Genomic DNA, 16,144 nt, shown 5'->3' with positions numbered 1-16,144 from the left:
GCACCAGTGCGCGTACTACGCCAGCAGCCTCGACGACCACTTCAACTCCTTCGTGACACCGAGCGCGGACGGGCGCTACTCCACCGGCACGAAGAAATCCGCCACCGCCGACACCACGGCTGCCTGCGGCGCGGGGAACGGCAATCATGTCCCCGTCCCGGTCCTGCACGGAGTCGAGGCCCTGAACCTCACCGCGGGCCGCTACCTCAACCTCCAGCAGTGCGACTACTACCGGAGCGCGAGCACCGACCGCTTCACCACCTTGGTGACGCCGAGCGGCGACGGGCGCTACTCCACCGGCACGAAGATCTCCAACACCCCCGAGACCAGCCCGACCTGCGGCCCCGGCAACGGCAGCCACGTACCCAACGCGGGGCTCTCCGCCGTCAAGGCCCTGGACCTGAACGCGGGCCGCTACCTCAACCTGCACCAGTGCGTGTACTACTCGGAGCGCCTCAAGAGCCACCTCACGAGCGTGGTCACATCCCCCGACACCCGGTACTCGACCGGGACGAAGGTCTCCGACACCGCTGACACCAAGCCCACCTGCGGCCCCGGCAACGGCGACTACGCCCCGATCCCGATCCTGTCCGCCGTCAAGAGCATCCCCCTGCGCTGATCACTCACCGCCTGACCACACGCGCGAAAGGGCCGCACCCCCCGGTCGACGCCGGGGGGTGCGGCCCTCAACTGCCTGCCGTGACCGCTCAGCTGCGGATCAGGCTGCGCAGCACGTACTGCATGATGCCGCCGTTGCGGTAGTAGTCCGCCTCGCCGGGGGTGTCGATGCGGACGACCGCGTCGAACTCCACGCCGGTGTCGGTGGTGACCTTGACCGTGCGCGGGGTGGTGCCGTTGTTCAGCTCCTCGACGCCGGCGAAGGAGAAGGTCTCCTCGCCGGTGAGGCCGAGCGTCTCGGCGTTCTGGCCCTCGGGGAACTGGAGCGGAAGGACGCCCATGCCGATGAGGTTCGAGCGGTGGATGCGCTCGTACGACTCGGTGATGACGGCCTTCACGCCGAGGAGCGCGGTGCCCTTGGCGGCCCAGTCGCGGGACGAGCCGGAGCCGTACTCCTTGCCGCCGAGGATGACCAGCGGGGTGCCCTGCTCGATGTAGTTGCGCGAGGCGTCGTAGATGAAGGAGACCGGCGCGTCTTCCTTGGTGAAGTCGCGGGTGAAGCCGCCCTCGGTGCCCGGCGCCAGCTGGTTGCGCAGGCGGATGTTGGCGAACGTGCCCCGGATCATGACCTCGTGGTTGCCGCGGCGCGAGCCGTAGCTGTTGAAGTCGCGGCGGGCGACGCCGTGCTCCGTGAGGTACTGACCGGCCGGGGTGTCGGCCTTGATGGCACCGGCCGGGGAGATGTGGTCGGTGGTGACCGAGTCGCCCAGCTTGGCGAGGACGCGGGCGCCGGAGATGTCCTTGACCGGGGCCGGGTCCATCTGCATGCCCTCGAAGTACGGGGGCTTGCGGACGTAGGTCGACTCGGTGTCCCACTCGAAGGTGTTGCCGGTCGGGATCGGCAGCGCCTGCCACTGGGCGTCGCCCGCGAACACGTCGGAGTAGGACTTGTTGAACATGTCCTCGCCGATGGAGTTGGCGACGACGTCGTTCACCTCGGCCTCGGTCGGCCAGATGTCGGCGAGGAAGACGGGCTTGCCCTCCTGGTCCGTGCCGAGGGCGTCCTTGGTGATGTCCACCTTCATCGAACCCGCGATGGCGTACGCGACGACCAGCGGCGGCGACGCCAGGTAGTTCATCTTGACGTCGGGGTTGATGCGGCCCTCGAAGTTCCGGTTGCCGGAGAGGACGGACGTCACGGCCAGGTCGTGGTCGTTGACGGCCTTCGAGACCTCCTCGGGCAGCGGGCCCGAGTTGCCGATGCAGGTGGTGCAGCCGTAGCCGACGAGGTTGAAGCCGACCTTGTCCAGGTACGGGGTGAGGCCCGCCTTGTCGAAGTAGTCGGTGACGACCTTCGAGCCCGGGGCGAGGGTGGTCTTGACCCACGGCTTGCGGGTCAGGCCCTTCTCGACGGCCTTCTTCGCGACGAGCGCGGCGGCGACCATCACGTACGGGTTCGAGGTGTTGGTGCAGGACGTGATCGCGGCGACCGTGACGGCGCCGTGGTCGATCTCGTACGTCGAGCCGTCGGGGGCCGTGACCGTGGTCGGGCGGGACGGCACGCCGTTCGACGAGGCCGGGGCGTCGGAGGCCGGGAAGGACTCCTTGCCCGCCTCCTCGTCCTCGGAGACGTAGTTGCGCACGTCGACGGCGAACTGCTGCGCGGCGTTGGCGAGGACGATGCGGTCCTGCGGACGCTTCGGGCCCGCGATCGACGGGACGACCGTGGAGAGGTCCAGCTCCAGCTTCTCGGAGAAGTCCGGCTCGGCGGCCGGGTCCAGCCAGAGGCCCTGCTCCTTGGCGTACGCCTCGACGAGCGCGACCTGCTGCTCGGAGCGGCCGGTCAGACGCAGGTAGTTCAGGGTCTCGCCGTCGATCGGGAAGATCGCGGCGGTGGAGCCGAACTCCGGCGACATGTTGCCGATGGTGGCGCGGTTGGCGAGGCTCGTGGCCGCCACACCCTCGCCGTAGAACTCGACGAACTTGCCGACGACGCCGTGCTTGCGCAGCATCTCGGTGATCGTGAGCACGAGGTCCGTGGCGGTGGTGCCCGGCTTCAGCTCGCCGGTCAGCTTGAAGCCGACGACGCGCGGGATCAGCATGGAGACCGGCTGGCCCAGCATCGCGGCCTCGGCCTCGATGCCGCCGACGCCCCAGCCGAGGACGCCCAGGCCGTTGACCATCGTGGTGTGCGAGTCGGTGCCGACGAGGGTGTCGGGGTAGGCCTGGCCGTTCCGGACCATGACCGTGCGCGCCAGGTGCTCGATGTTCACCTGGTGGACGATGCCGGTGCCCGGCGGGACGACCTTGAAGTCGTCGAACGCGGTCTGGCCCCAGCGCAGGAACTGGTAGCGCTCCTTGTTGCGGCCGTACTCCAGCTCGACGTTCTGGCCGAAGGCATCCTTCGTGCCGAACTTGTCGGCGATGACGGAGTGGTCGATGACCAGCTCGGCCGGGGAGAGCGGGTTGACCTTCGCCGGGTCGCCGCCCAGCTCCTTCACGGCCTCACGCATCGTGGCGAGGTCCACGACACACGGCACGCCGGTGAAGTCCTGCATGATCACGCGAGCCGGCGTGAACTGGATCTCCTGGCTCGGCTGCGCCTGGGAGTCCCAGGAGCCGAGCGCGCGGATGTGGTCGGCGGTGATGTTCGCGCCGTCCTCGGTGCGGAGCAGGTTCTCCAGGAGAACCTTCAGGCTGTAGGGAAGGCGTGCGGAGCCCTCGACCTTGTCCAGCTTGAAGATCTCGTACGACTCGTCGCCCACGCGCAGCGTGGCGCGGGCGTCGAAGCTGTTCGCCGACACGACAGTCTCCTTCATATATGTGCGCAGTCCACCGCATCCTGCCGCTACGACTTCTCGCCGATCCGCTAAGGTAAGGCTAAGTTAGGTAACCCTTACCGTCGGAACGGCGACGCGTGCGGCTGCGGCACGCCTCGGCAGATATCTCGATGTCGAGATAACTCTAGTACATGACCCGCCGCGGCGACGAGGCGCGCCCCGCTGCCCTTGTCACAGCGGCGGTCCGGCGTGCGCTCGCGCGGTTCACCCGCGGGCCGCACTCAGGTGCGGCGCACCGGGGCGAGCGTGCACTCGATATCCCACTGTGCGCGGTCGAGCGATCTGCCGCGCGGCAGGATGCGGATGGCCGAGGCGACCGTCACATGGCGGTCGGCGGAGAGGCAGAAGACGACGAAGACCCGCTGATGGGCGAATTCGACGGTTTCGTCGTAGTACCAGTCGGGGAAGACGCGCCGGTCGTCCCGTACGAAGGGACGCTGCAGGAACTCCTGCACCTCGGCGGGGAAGTTCCCGAGGACGCCTCTGGTCTCGTCGTCCAGGTCCAAGGGGTGCGCGACGGCGGACGGCGACGGCTGCCCCTGATGGCTGTCGGCCCCCGAGCGGCGCAGGACACGGGACCAGGCCGGGGCCCGGCTCTTGGGTGCCGCCCCGTCGAACGACTGCCGCCGCATCGCGCCCGGCTCCAGTTGCAGGCGTTCGACCAGGTAGACCCGTTTGCCGTTCCTGACGATCGGGGTCGCCCGGCAGAGGTCGGCGCCAGGCTGTTCCCGCCCGAAGGCAACTCGGCCCGCCGCCCACGCCCGGGGCCTTCCGGCAGCTGTGCACTCGTCATCCGCTCCCCCTGGCCGACCTCGACACCCAGCGCCTTCCGACGGCCATTGTCGCTTCTCGCCCGGCCCCGGTCGACGCCTTCACCGAAGGTTCGGCCGCCGCGTGCCCCGGGACGAGGTCCGCACAAGCAGGGCCGCCGGTACGACGGCCGGGCCGGGTGCCGGCGGGTCGGCGCCCTCGACCAGGGCCACCAGGCGGTCCACGGCCGCGCGGGCCATGAGTTCCGGGTTGAGGCTCACCGTGCTGACGGGCGGCGTGGTCTCCGCGTAGCCGGGGTCCTCGCTGGCGCACACGAGCAGCAGGTCCTCGGGGATCCGCAGTCCGTGGCGGCGCGCGGCCGCGAGGAGCTGGCGGCCGCCCGGGTCGTACGCGGCGTACACCGCGTCGGCGCGGTCGGTGCCGGTGAGCAGTGCGTCGAAGGCCCGGCCCTCGGCGTCGGCCACGTCGAACCGCACGGCGCGCGCCACGACGCCGCGCTCCGCGCACCACTCCTCGTACGTCTCCGTCACGACGCGCGCGTACGTCTCGGCGCCGCTGCCCGACTGCAGGGCGACGCGTCGGGCACCGGCGGCCGTCAGATGGTCGAGGACCTCGCGGGTGGTGGCGGTGTGGTCGTTGTCGATCCAGTGGTCGCCCTCGTGCACGTCGCCGGGGACGCCGTCGAAGACCACCGGGATGCCGCGGGCGCGCAGGGCCCGTGCCATCGGGTCGCCCGGCGGGCTGTCGGCGATGAGCATGCCGTCGACGGCGAGCGTGTGCCAGGCGGCGTCGGCGACGCGGTCGGCGGGCAGCGTGGTGAGCGCGTAGCCGTGCGCGTGCGCGGCGGCGGTGGCCGCCGTGACGGCCCGTGAGAAGTAGGCGATCTCGGTGTAGTTCCAGGGGCCGGGGAACGTGGTGACGGCGATGCCCAGCGTGCGGGTGCGCGGCCCCGGGCGCGGGGCGCCGTAGCCGAGGGCGGTCGCGGTCGCACGCACGCGCCGCCGGGTCGCCTCCGCGAGCCGCCCGGTCCCGTTGAGCGCGTGCGAGACGGTCGCGGTCGACACCTCGGCGGCGCGCGCGACATCGGCGAGGGTCGGTCCGCTGTCCGGCACGCGGACATCGTACGGACGGAGGGGGCCGGAGGGAGGGGGTGCGCGGGCCGTGTGAGCGTGGGGGTGCGGAATTCGTCGTCCGGGGTGGGTTCTGGTTAACGGGTTACTCACGCAGCGTGCGGTCACGACCCAGTCGACGCATGCGCCTTGGAGTGACCATGTCTGCCGAGCCGTCCACACCGCCCGCGCCGAAGCCGCCGAAAGCACCGACAGCGCCATCTTCGTATCTTGCGCGGCGAAGCCTGCTCGCCGCCGCCGGTGCCGCCGGGCTCGTCGCCGCGACCGGCGCCCCCGCCGTCGCCTCGGCCCCCGGCCCGGCCGACGCCCCGGCCGGACGCGGGTCCCGCCGCAGTGCCGCGCTCGTCGTCCACAACGCCCGGGTGTTCACCGGCGTGCGCGGGGCCGGGCCCGCGCGGGCGGTCGCCGTCGGGCGGGACGGGCGGATCCTCGCGGTGGGGTCGGACGGCGAGGCGCGGCGGTTCGCGGGGCGGGACACGCAGATCGTCGACGGGCGCGGCGGCAGCCTGCTCAGCGGGATCCACGACGGGCACGCCCACCCGACGGACGCGGCCGCGCGGTCGCTCCGGCCGTCGCTCGACGGGGCCGAGCAGACCGTCGAGGAGCTGCGGAAGACCCTCACCGCGTTCCTGAAGGACACATCGGGCGACGAGCCCGACGGGTGGCTGGTCGTGGAGGACTGGAACCCGGTGGGACTGCTTCCGCGCGGCACCGCCCCGCACCACTCGATGCTCGACGCCCTGCCCACCCGCCGCCCCCTCGCCCTGCGCGGCGCCGACGGCCACAACATGTGGGTCAACCAGCGCGCGCTGGACATCGCGAAGATCACCGCCAGTACGCCGGACCCCGTCGGCGGCAAGATCGTCAAGGGGGCGGACGGCAAGCCGACCGGCGTGCTCAAGGACGACGCGCAGCCCCTGGTGTCCCGGCACATCCCCGAGCCCGACGAGGCCGCGCTCGTGGCCGCGGCCGCGAAGGTGTTCGCCGAGGCGGCGGCGTCGGGGATCACCACGTTCATGGAGGCGGTGACGGGCGCGGACGAGCTGGCCCTGTACCGGGCGCTCGCCGCCGCGGGCAAACTGCCCCAGCGGGTCGTGCCCGCGCTCCGGCTCACCTCCGAGCAGGTCAAGGACCCGCGCGAGTCGGTTGCGTACGTGAAGAAACTGCGTGATGACTTCGACGGTGTGCCCGGGCTCCGGTTCGGGACCGTCAAGGTCTTCCTCGACGGCGTCATCGAGTACCCGGCGCAGACCGCAGCCCTCCTTGAGCCGTATCTGGACAAGGACGGCAGGCCCACCGACCACCGCGGCGACCTGTATGTGTCGGCCGCCGACCTCGGACGTCTCACCGCCGCCTGCAACACCGAGGGCTGGCAGCTGCACGCGCACGCCATCGGCGACCGGGCCGTGCGCACCGCCCTCGACGGATACGCGTACGCCTTGCGCCGCACCGGCCGCCGTGACGTCCGCAACACCATCGCGCACCTCCAGCTCGTCGACCCCGCCGATCTGCCCCGGTTCGCCGAACTCGACGTCATCGCCTGTATGCAGCTGCAATGGGCGACGCGGAACGCCTGGACGGTGGACTCGCTGCTCCCCTACCTCGGCGCGGCGCGGCACCGCTGGCTGTACCCGGCGCGCGGCCTGCAGTCGCACGGCGCGCGGTTGTCGGGTGGCTCCGACTGGCCCGTCGATCCGCTCCAGGTGTGGAACCAGGTCCGCACGGCCGTCGACCGGCGCGGCACGGACGCCGAGGGAGAGGGCGACCTCTACCGCGCCAAGGAGGGCATCAGCCGTACGTCGTCGCTGCTCACGCACACCCTCGGCGGCGCGCGGCAGCTTCGCCTCGAGCGTCTCACCGGGACCGTCGAGTGCGGCAAGCAGGCGGATCTGGTGCTGCTCGACCGTGATGTGACGCGGTGTCCGGTAGCAGAGATCAGCGACGTCGAGGTGCGCCTCACGCTCAGCGGAGGCACAGTGGTGCACGACGGCGAGTCGCCGTCGGGGCGCGCGGCCGCCGCCCGGGTGACGCGGGCGGCGGGCCAGCCCCGGGTGTCCTGCGGCTGCGGCTGAGCGGCGGACGCGCGGGGCGGGGAGCCGGGCCCCTGGTGCGGCCCGGCTCAACTCCCGGGCGCCGGGCGGCTCCCGCGGGCGCGAGCGGGGCCGCGCGCCCCGCTCGGAACCGGTCACTCCACCAATGGCCCACCCCAGCGCGTACGCCATCTCATATCTGAGATAGCCTGCACCCATGGCAGACGACTACCTCGTACGCATCGGCAAGCTCATCCGTGACGCCCGGCAGCACCGTGGCTGGACTCAGGCGCAGTTGGCCGAGGCACTCAACACCAGCCAGAGCGCCGTCAACCGCATCGAGCGCGGTAACCAGAACATCAGCCTTGAGATGATCGCCCGTATCGGCGAGGCGCTCGACAGCGAGATCGTCTCGCTCGGCTATGCCGGTCCGATGCATCTGCGGGTCGTCGGCGGCCGTCGTCTCTCGGGCTCCATCGACGTCAAGACGAGCAAGAACGCCTGTGTCGCCCTGCTGTGCGCGTCGCTGCTCAACAAGGGCCGCACGGTGCTGCGCCGCGTCGCCCGCATCGAGGAGGTCTACCGCCTCCTCGAGGTCCTCAACTCCATCGGTGTGCGCACCCGCTGGATCAACGACGGCGTCGACCTGGAGATCGTGCCGCCCGCGAAGCTCGACATGGACGCCATCGACGCGGAGGCCGCCCGCCGCACCCGCTCGATCATCATGTTCCTGGGCCCGCTGCTGCACCGCATGGACCACTTCAAGCTGCCCTACGCGGGCGGCTGCGACCTGGGCACCCGCACGATCGAGCCGCACATGATCGCGCTGCGCCGCTTCGGTCTGGACATCGCCGCGACCGAGGGGCTCTACCACGCGGAGGTCGCCCGCGACATCACGCCCGACCGCCCGATCGTGCTGACCGAGCGCGGCGACACGGTGACGGAGAACGCGCTGCTCGCCGCCGCCCGCAGCGACGGCACGACGGTCATCCGCAACGCCTCCTCCAACTACATGGTCCAGGACCTGTGCTTCTTCCTGGAGGCGCTCGGCGTCAAGGTCGAGGGCATCGGCACGACGACGCTGACCGTGCACGGCGTGCCCACCATCGACGTGGACGTGGACTACTCCCCGTCCGAGGACCCGGTCGAGGCGATGAGCCTGCTGGCCGCCGCCGTCGTCACCGAGTCCGAACTGACCGTCAAGCGGGTGCCGATCGAGTTCCTGGAGATCGAGCTCGCGGTCCTGGAGGAGATGGGCCTCGACCACGACCGGTCGCCGGAGTACGCGGCGGACAACGGCCGCACCCGCCTCATCGACCTCACCGTGCGCCCCTCCAAGCTGGAGGCGCCCATCGACAAGATCCACCCGATGCCCTTCCCCGGGCTCAACATCGACAACGTCCCCTTCTTCGCGGCCATCGCGGCGGCGGCCCAGGGCCAGACCCTCATCCACGACTGGGTCTACGACAACCGCGCGATCTACCTGACGGACCTCAACCGCCTGGGCGGCCGCCTGCAGCTGCTCGACCCGCACCGGGTGCTCGTCGAGGGCCCGACGCGCTGGCGCGCCGCCGAGATGATGTGCCCGCCCGCGCTGCGGCCCGCCGTGGTGGTGCTGCTCGCGATGATGGCGGCCGAGGGCACGTCGGTGCTCCGCAACGTGTACGTGATCAACCGCGGCTACGAGGACCTGGCGGAGCGCCTGAACTCGGTCGGCGCGCAGATCGAGACGTTCCGGGACATCTGAGGCGACCGGACCGGTAGTTGCCGGTCCGCGCTGGAGTCCGGGCGGGTCCCGGTGTGAAGGTGTGCCCCATGCCTTCTCGCACCGTGACCCGCCCGTTCGCCGTCTGTGCCGCGCTCGCCCTGCTCGCGGGGTGCGGCGGCTCCGGTGCGGACGGGGACGGCAGGTCCGGCCGGGACGCGTCCGCTTCGCGCGCCCCGGACGTCGTACCGACCGAGAGCCGCCCGCCCGCGCCCGGCCGCGGCTCCGGCGACCCGGACGACATCAACGGCGACGGCCACCGCGATCTCCTGCTGCAGGTGCCGGGTCCTGACCCCCGCAGCACCGGCGGCGCGCCGTCCCGCATCGCCGTGGTCTTCGGCACCGGGCGCGGTCCCGATCCGACGATCCGCAGCGTGTACTCGCCGCGCGAACTCGGCCTGCCCGCCGTCGAGTCCCCGGCGACCGGGGCGTTGCTCCCGCAGACCACCGCCGACCTGGACGACGACGGCTTCCCGGACTTCCTCAGCCGCGGCAGCGAGGCGGTGCCCGATGCGGAGCGCAGGCCCAACGGATCGGTGCAGCGCAGGGTCGAGTACGTGACGTGGGGCGGCCCGGAGGGACCCCGGCGCACCGGGGCGGCGACCCGGCTCCCGCTGCCCGCGCCGGACGCGGTGGAGGGCTACGAGAAGACGGTGCGCGGCGACTTCGACGGCGACGGGCGCCATGACCTGGCGGGGCTGCGCGCGGACGGCACCGCCGTGGTGCTGCTGTTCGGCCCGTTCACGCGCGCGGGCACGGCGGCGCGCACGGAGCAGCGCCCGCTGTCCCCGGCGGGCACCGCGTCGTACGGCAGTCTCCACGCGGACGAACTGTCCCCCACAGGCAAGCCCCGCGGCACCGGTCTGTTCGTGCACTACGGCAACGACGGCGAGCAGTCCGCGGGCGAGTACTTCGCCGTCCGCCCCGGTGGCGGCCTCGCCGCCGCGAGCCGTCCCGTGCGCAAGGGGAACAGCCACGCCTTCGGCGACTTCGACGGGGACGGCACCCGTGACCTCGCCGTCGGCGACGACGGCGAACGCAACGACGAGCCCAACGCCCCGAAGGAGTCGGCCGACGTCCACGGCAGTTACGCCGTCTACCCGGGCGGCGACGGCGCCGTGCGCACCTACCTGCCGCCCGAGGGCGCCCGCCAGGGCTCGTACACCGCCGTCGACCCCGACGGCGACGGCCGCGACGCGCTGCTGCGCGGCACACCGCGGAACCCGGTCCTCATCGACGGCGACCGGCGCCTCGGGCACCTGCTCCGCAGGCCGCCCACCCGCGTCGACGGCACCCGCATCCCCGCGTCCAGCGGCACGCAACAGGTGCACGCCGCCGCCGACTTCGACGGGGACGGCAAGGACGAGGTCGTCCTGTCCTGGACGTCGACGAGGCTGCACGACGCCTACGGCACGGCGCCGACGCACTGGTGGGTCACGGACGGCGTGAGCGCGAAGGACGACGCGGCGTTCTCCTCGCGGAGGTTCGCGCGGCGCGGGTGAGGCCGGGGGGCGGGCCGCGCCGCACAGATCTCGCGAGCCGCGCGCGGGCCGGCCGCGCCGCGCGAACCCACCGAGCCCGGCCGGGCGTCGTCCGGTTCTCAGCTCTCGCCGACGAACTCCCTGATCGCATCGGCCAGGCCGTCCGGGCGGTCGAGGGGGATCAGGGTGCCGCACCGGTCCAGTTCGACCAGGCGGCCCTGGGGCAGGAGCGTGGCCAGTCTGCGGCCGTGTTCGGGGGGCATCATGCGGTCCTGCTTGCCCCAGACGACCAGGGCGGGGCGGTCGTAGGCGCGCAGGCCATCGACGGCGGCCATCATGTCCGTCTTGTGGACGGACCGCAGGTAGTCGACGAGCACGCGGCGCGCGACCGGGTCCTTGCGCAGTGGTGCGATCCAGCCGTCGATCAGGTCGTGCGGCACGGGCCGGTGCGCCATCACCGCGTACCCGGTGCCGGGCACGCGTCGCAGCGGGCGGACGGCGAGTCCGTGGGCGAGCAGCGCGATGCCGCCGGGCACCCTCGACGCCGCGTCCAGGAGCTTGCCGCCCGCGCCGGGCGGATAGTTGTCGAAGGCCTCGCAGCCCGCGATCACCAGGCGTCCCACGCGCTCGGGCCGCTCCGCGACCAGCTGTTGCAGCCGGCCGCCGTCGTTCTCGACGAACACCGTCTCGTCCCCGAGCCCGAGGGCGTCCGCGAACTCGCCGACGAGCAGCGCCATCGTGCGCGGCGTGAGCGCGGCGCCCGGCTTCAGCGGCAGACGATGGCTGCCGTACGGGAGCGTCGGCACCAGGCAGCGGAAGGCGGCGCCGAGCCGGTCGACGACGTGCCGCCACACCGTGCCGTCCTGGGCGGGCCCGTGCACGAGGACGACGGGCACGCCGTCCCCGCCGCTGTCCTCGTACGCGACGGGGCCCACGCCGAGTTCGACCCGCGGCATCAGTCGACCACCGCGATCCCGTCCAGCTCCACCAGGCACTCCTCGTCCCACAGCCGCACCGCGCCGATCACCGCCATCGCGGGGTAGTCGCGGCCCGCCAGCCTCTTCCAGATCCGGCCGAGTTCGGGGGCGTGGGCGCGGTAGTCGGCGACGTCGGTGGCGTACACCGTGACGCGGGCGAGGTCGGCGGGGGTGCCGCCGGCGGCGCGCAGGGCGGCCAGGAGGTTGGTGAGGGCGCGTTCGAACTGCTCCGGCAGGGTCCCGCCCGCGGGCTTGCCCTCGGTGTCGAGGGCGGTCTGGCCGGCGAGGAAGACGAGGCGGCCGCCGGTGGCGACGACGGCGTGCGAGAAGCCGGTGGGCGGGGAGAGGTCGGCGGGGTTGAGTCGGTCCAGGCTCATGCGGTGGTGCGCTCCTTCTGGGTCGCGTTCGCTGAAGTGGCCGCTGTCGCTCGAAGCTATCGCTGCCGCGCGGCCGCCGGGTCGGCGCCCCCCGCCTCCGCGGGCTCCTTCCCGTACAACTCCTTGGCGATGACGGCCCGTTGGACCTCGCTCGCGCCCTCGTAGATGCGCGGGGCCCGCACCTCGCGGTACAGGTGTTCAAGGAGGTGGCCGTGGCGCAGGGCGCGGGCGCCGTGCAGTTGGACGGCGGTGTCGACGACGAACTGGGCGCTCTCCGTGGCGAACAGCTTCGCCATCGCCGCGCGCCCCGCGATGTCCGGCTCGTCGCGGTCGTACGCCGCCGCGGCCGCGTACACGAGAAGGCGCGCCGCCTCCGTGCGCGTCGCCATCTCGGCCACCTGGTGGGACACCGCCTGCAGGTCCTTCAGCTTGCCGCCGAACGCGTCCCGCGCCGCGGTGTGGGCGAGCGTCGCGTCCAGGGCGGCCTGGGCCATGCCGACGGCGAAGGCGCCGACGCTGGGCCGGAAGCGGTTGAGGGTGGTCATGGCGACGCGGAAGCCGCGGTCGCGCTCGCCGAGGGCGTCGTCGGCGCCGACGCGGACGCCGTCGAAGGAGAGCGTGCCGATCGGGTGCGGCGAGAGCATCGCGAGGGGGGTGCCGGTCAGGCCCGCGCGGTCGGCGGGCACGAGGAAGGCGGTGACGCCGCGGGCGCCCGCGTCCGGGGTCGTACGGGCGAAGACGGTGTAGAAGTCGGCCTCGGGCGCGTTCGAGATCCAGGACTTCTCGCCGGTCAGGCGCCAGGCGTCGGCGCCGTCGGGCTCGGCGGTCAGGGCCAGGGCGGCCGCGTCGGAACCCGCGCCGGGCTCGGAGAGGGCGAAGGCGGCGACGGCACGGCCCGCGCGCGTGGGCGGCAGCCAGCGGTCGCGCTGCGCCGGGGAGCCGTGGGCGTGCACGGGGTGGGCGCCGAGGCCCTGCAGGGCGAGGGCGGTCTCGGCCTCCGTGCAGACGCGGGCGAGGGACTCGCGCAGCAGGCACAGGTCGAGCGCGCCGGAGTCGAACAGGGCGTCCAGGAGCCCCAGTTCGCCCAGCTCCTGGACCAAGGGGCGGTTCACCCGGCCGGGCTCCCCCTTGTCGGCGAGGGGGAGCAGCCGCTCGGCGGTGAGCTCCCGCAGCCGTTCACACCGGGCGATCTCTTCCGGATTGAGCGAGAATGCGGTCATCCCGGTCCTCTCCCCTCGCGCGCCGCTCCATCGCGTTTATCGCGCACCGTTGACTGTCGTCACCATCACGATACGCTCGTCTGGCTGGCGCACCACTACGCCCGACCGGCAAAGGGGCGAGGCACCATGGAGACATCCGGCCACGTCGACACTTTCGCGCGGGACAACCTCCCGCCCCGCGAGCAGTGGCCCGCGCTGGTGCGCGACCGGCCCGAGCTGCACTATCCGGACCGCCTCAACTGCGGCACGGAACTGCTCGACCGCTCGGCCGAGCGGCACGGCACGGACCGGCCCGCGTTCCGGACGGCCGACGGCGCCGTCTGGACGTACGGGCGGCTCCAGGAGCAGGTCGACCGGATCGCGCACGTCCTCACCGACGAGCTGGGCGTGGTCCCCGGCAACCGCGTGCTGCTGCGCGGCGCCACCACGCCGTGGCTCGCCGCGTGCTGGCTCGCGGTGATGAAGGCGGGCGGGGTCGCGGTGACCGTCCTCGCCCAGCAGCGCACCCAGGAGCTGGCCACGATCTGCGAGATCGCGCAGGTCTCGCACGCCCTGTGCGACGCCCGCGCCGTCGACGACCTGACGAAGGCCGGGGTGCCGGGCCTGCGCGTGACGACGTACGGCGGCGAGGGCCCCGACGACCTCGTCGCCCGCGCGGCGGCCCGCCCCCGGGCCGTGTACGACGCCGTGGACACGGCCGCCGACGACGTGGCCCTGATCGCGTTCACCTCGGGCACCACCGGGCGCCCCAAGGGCTGTATGCACTTCCACCGGGACGTGCTCGCCATCGCGGACACCTTCGCGCGCCACGTCCTCAAGGCCCGCCCCGACGACGTGTTCGCGGGCAGCCCCCCGCTGGGCTTCACGTTCGGCCTGGGCGGCCTGGTGATCTTCCCGCTGCGCGTCGGCGCCTCGTCCCTGCTCCTCGAACAGGCCGGTCCGCGCCAACTCCTGCCCGCGATCGCGGAACACGGGGTGAGCGTGCTGTTCACGGCGCCGACGGCGTACCGGGCGATGCTGGACGAACTGCCCGCGCCACGAGCGGACGAACAGCCGGAGCCATCCGCACAGCAGACCCCCACCCCTCCCCCGCCCCTCGCCTCGCTGCGCCGCTGCGTGTCCGCGGGCGAGAACCTGCCGGCCGCGACCTGGCAGGCCTGGTACGAACGCACGGGCCTGCGCATCATCAACGGCATAGGCGCGACGGAACTCCTGCACATCTTCATCTCCGCCGCCGACGAGGCGATCCGCCCCGGCACCACCGGCCTGCCCGTGCCCGGGTGGCACGCCCGCGTGGTCGACGAGGCGGGCGCGCCCGTGCCGGACGGCGAACCGGGACTCCTCGCGGTCCGCGGCCCGGTCGGCTGCCGCTATCTGGCCGACCCCCGGCAGCGGGAGTACGTACGCCACGGCTGGAACGTCACCGGCGACACGTACGTCCGCGACAGCGACGGCTACTTCCGGTACGTCGCCCGCGCGGACGACATGATCATTTCTGCCGGGTTCAACATCGCGGGCCCGGAGGTCGAGGAGGCACTCCTGCGCCACCCCGACGTGGTCGAGACGGCGGTCGTGGGCCGCCCCGACGAGCGGCGCGGGCAGGTGGTCGTGGCCTACGTGGTGCTGCGCGCGGGGGCGGTGGCGGACGCGGAGCGGCTGCGGGAGTTCGTGAAGGCGGAGCTGGTGCCGTACAAGTGCCCGCGGGAGCTGGTGTTCCTGGAGACGCTGCCGCGGACGGCGACGGGGAAGCTGCAGCGCTTTCGGCTCCGTGAGCCTGGGGCTGGGGCCGGTTCTGAGCCGGGGTCCGGCTCCGGGCCTGGGACCGGTTCTGGGTCTGAGCCTGGGTCCGGGCCTGGGTCCGGGCCTGGGTCCGCGGCCGGCGCCTAGAGTGATCACGTGTCCGAGCAGCACACTCCCAGATCCCTGATCGTCACGTTCTACGGAGCGCACGGCCGGGCCACGCCGGGCCCCGTGGCCGTCGCCGAACTGGTGCGGCTCCTCGCGCCCGTGGGCGTGGACGCGCCGTCCGTGCGCTCCTCCGTGTCCCGGCTCAAGCGGCGCGGGCTGCTGCTGCCCGCGCGCACGGTCACCGGGGCCGCTGGGTACGCCCTCTCCCCCGACGCCCGCCAGCTCCTGGAGGACGGCGACCGCCGGATCTACTGGCCTTGGGCCGAGCGGCGAGCCGACGACGGGGGTTGGGTGCTCGCCGTGTTCTCCGTCCCTGAGGCCGAGCGCAACAAGCGGCACGTGCTGCGGTCACGGCTCGCCGGGCTCGGCTTCGGCAGCGCTGCGCCCGGCGTGTGGATCGCCCCGGCCCACCTCCACGACGAGGCCCGCCACACCCTCCGGCGACTCCATCTCGCCTCGTACGTCGATCTGTTCCGCGGTGAGCATCTCGGCTTCGCGCCGACCTCGGAGGCGGTGGGGCGGTGGTGGGACCTCGCCTCCCTCGCCAAGCAGCACGAGGCGTTCCTCGACCGTCACGAGCCCGTCCTGCGCGCCTGGCAGTCCCGGCCGGACACGCCCCCCGAACAGGCCTACCGCGACCACCTCCTGGCCCTGGACTCCTGGCGTCACCTCCCCTACGCCGATCCCGGGCTGCCCGCGCGTCTCCTTCCGGGGGACTGGCCCGGGTGGCGTTCCGCCGAGGTGTTCCGGGCGCTGGACGAGCGCCTCAGGGAGGCGGGGCGCGGGTTCGCGGCGGGGGCGGTGCCGGGGTGAGGCGGGGCCTTGCCGGGGGCTCCCCAATCCCGCCCCTTCCCGAAACCGGGGCTCCGCCCCGGACCCCGTATCGGCGCTCCGCGCCTCGTCCTCAAACGCCGGACGGGCTAGATCATGTGCGGGTAAGTTTCAGCCCCTCCGGCGTTTGAGGAGCGGGGTCTGGGGCGGAGCCCCAGTTTCGGTGAAGGGGCGGGACTGGGGCGCCCCCGCGAGG

Annotated in this window: 12 protein-coding genes; 6 read left to right on the top strand and 6 right to left on the bottom strand. The window is 72.9% G+C overall.

Features of this window, described 5'->3' with window-relative positions:
- The coding region (locus ACFVHO_RS01890) for a hypothetical protein (protein WP_385708774.1) at positions 1 to 619 on the top strand (619 nt) is incomplete at its 5' end.
- A gap of 88 nt (positions 620 to 707) precedes the next feature.
- On the opposite strand, the gene acnA is transcribed toward ACFVHO_RS01890, so the two are convergent.
- From acnA to ACFVHO_RS01875, 3 genes are all read right to left on the bottom strand, one after another.
- Positions 708 to 3,422: an aconitate hydratase AcnA gene (gene acnA, locus ACFVHO_RS01885; RefSeq protein ID WP_385708771.1), complete on the bottom strand. Its 2,715-nt coding sequence runs from the start codon at positions 3,420 to 3,422 to the stop codon at positions 708 to 710.
- Positions 3,423 to 3,679: 257 nt separating this feature from the next.
- Positions 3,680 to 4,090, bottom strand: coding sequence for a hypothetical protein (locus tag ACFVHO_RS01880; RefSeq protein WP_385708768.1), 411 nt, complete (start codon positions 4,088 to 4,090; stop codon positions 3,680 to 3,682).
- A gap of 240 nt (positions 4,091 to 4,330) precedes the next feature.
- Complete coding sequence (locus tag ACFVHO_RS01875) at positions 4,331 to 5,341, bottom strand: LacI family DNA-binding transcriptional regulator (protein WP_385708765.1); 1,011 nt, start codon at positions 5,339 to 5,341, stop codon at positions 4,331 to 4,333.
- Between the two features lie 158 nt (positions 5,342 to 5,499).
- On the opposite strand from ACFVHO_RS01875, the gene ACFVHO_RS01870 reads away from it, so the two are divergent.
- From ACFVHO_RS01870 to ACFVHO_RS01860, 3 genes are all read left to right on the top strand, one after another.
- The gene (locus ACFVHO_RS01870) at positions 5,500 to 7,431 is read left to right on the top strand and encodes an amidohydrolase (RefSeq protein WP_385708762.1); all 1,932 of its coding nucleotides are present in this window, start codon (positions 5,500 to 5,502) and stop codon (positions 7,429 to 7,431) included.
- Between the two features lie 175 nt (positions 7,432 to 7,606).
- Positions 7,607 to 9,136: a UDP-N-acetylglucosamine 1-carboxyvinyltransferase gene (locus ACFVHO_RS01865; protein ID WP_385708759.1), complete on the top strand. Its 1,530-nt coding sequence runs from the start codon at positions 7,607 to 7,609 to the stop codon at positions 9,134 to 9,136.
- Between the two features lie 68 nt (positions 9,137 to 9,204).
- Complete coding sequence (locus ACFVHO_RS01860; protein ID WP_385708756.1) at positions 9,205 to 10,656, top strand: hypothetical protein; 1,452 nt, start codon at positions 9,205 to 9,207, stop codon at positions 10,654 to 10,656.
- A gap of 98 nt (positions 10,657 to 10,754) precedes the next feature.
- Here the strand turns inward: ACFVHO_RS01860 and ACFVHO_RS01855 are convergent, their stop codons facing one another.
- The 3 genes from ACFVHO_RS01855 to ACFVHO_RS01845 are packed head-to-tail and all read right to left on the bottom strand — an operon-like array spanning position 10,755 to position 13,209.
- Entirely contained in the window at positions 10,755 to 11,591 is an 837-nt protein-coding gene (locus tag ACFVHO_RS01855) for an alpha/beta fold hydrolase (RefSeq protein ID WP_385708753.1), read from the bottom strand.
- A complete protein-coding gene (locus tag ACFVHO_RS01850) occupies positions 11,591 to 11,989 on the bottom strand; it encodes a RidA family protein (RefSeq protein WP_385708750.1) in 399 nt (132 codons plus the stop codon). Before ACFVHO_RS01850 ends, ACFVHO_RS01855 begins: the two co-directional genes overlap by 1 nt.
- A gap of 56 nt (positions 11,990 to 12,045) precedes the next feature.
- Positions 12,046 to 13,209, bottom strand: coding sequence for an acyl-CoA dehydrogenase family protein (locus ACFVHO_RS01845; RefSeq protein ID WP_385708747.1), 1,164 nt, complete (start codon positions 13,207 to 13,209; stop codon positions 12,046 to 12,048).
- Positions 13,210 to 13,335: 126 nt separating this feature from the next.
- Here ACFVHO_RS01845 and ACFVHO_RS01840 point away from each other — a divergent pair, with 126 nt between their 5' ends.
- Positions 13,336 to 15,096, top strand: a complete 1,761-nt coding sequence (locus ACFVHO_RS01840) for an AMP-binding protein (RefSeq protein ID WP_385708744.1) — start codon at positions 13,336 to 13,338, stop codon at positions 15,094 to 15,096.
- 9 nt (positions 15,097 to 15,105) lie between these two features.
- Positions 15,106 to 15,930, top strand: a complete 825-nt coding sequence (locus ACFVHO_RS01835; protein ID WP_385708741.1) for a PaaX family transcriptional regulator C-terminal domain-containing protein — start codon at positions 15,106 to 15,108, stop codon at positions 15,928 to 15,930.
- Positions 15,931 to 16,144: the final 214 nt, after the last annotated feature.

Source organism: Streptomyces sp. NPDC127108 (assembly GCF_042677545.1).
Classification (GTDB): Bacteria; Actinomycetota; Actinomycetes; order Streptomycetales; family Streptomycetaceae; genus Streptomyces.
This window is presented reverse-complemented; position numbering and strand designations above follow the sequence as displayed.

Excerpts from the sequence above, each read along its gene's own strand:
- ACFVHO_RS01880 (WP_385708768.1), bottom strand. The coding sequence starts at position 4,090 with ATGCGGCGGCAGTCGTTCGACGGGGCGGCACCCAAGAGCCGGGCCCCG.
- ACFVHO_RS01860 (WP_385708756.1), top strand. The coding sequence starts at position 9,205 with ATGCCTTCTCGCACCGTGACCCGCCCGTTCGCCGTCTGTGCCGCGCTC.
- ACFVHO_RS01870 (WP_385708762.1), top strand. The coding sequence starts at position 5,500 with ATGTCTGCCGAGCCGTCCACACCGCCCGCGCCGAAGCCGCCGAAAGCA.
- ACFVHO_RS01865 (WP_385708759.1), top strand. The coding sequence starts at position 7,607 with ATGGCAGACGACTACCTCGTACGCATCGGCAAGCTCATCCGTGACGCC.
- ACFVHO_RS01845 (WP_385708747.1), bottom strand. The coding sequence starts at position 13,209 with ATGACCGCATTCTCGCTCAATCCGGAAGAGATCGCCCGGTGTGAACGG.
- ACFVHO_RS01850 (WP_385708750.1), bottom strand. The coding sequence starts at position 11,989 with ATGAGCCTGGACCGACTCAACCCCGCCGACCTCTCCCCGCCCACCGGC.
- ACFVHO_RS01855 (WP_385708753.1), bottom strand. The coding sequence starts at position 11,591 with ATGCCGCGGGTCGAACTCGGCGTGGGCCCCGTCGCGTACGAGGACAGC.
- ACFVHO_RS01840 (WP_385708744.1), top strand. The coding sequence starts at position 13,336 with ATGGAGACATCCGGCCACGTCGACACTTTCGCGCGGGACAACCTCCCG.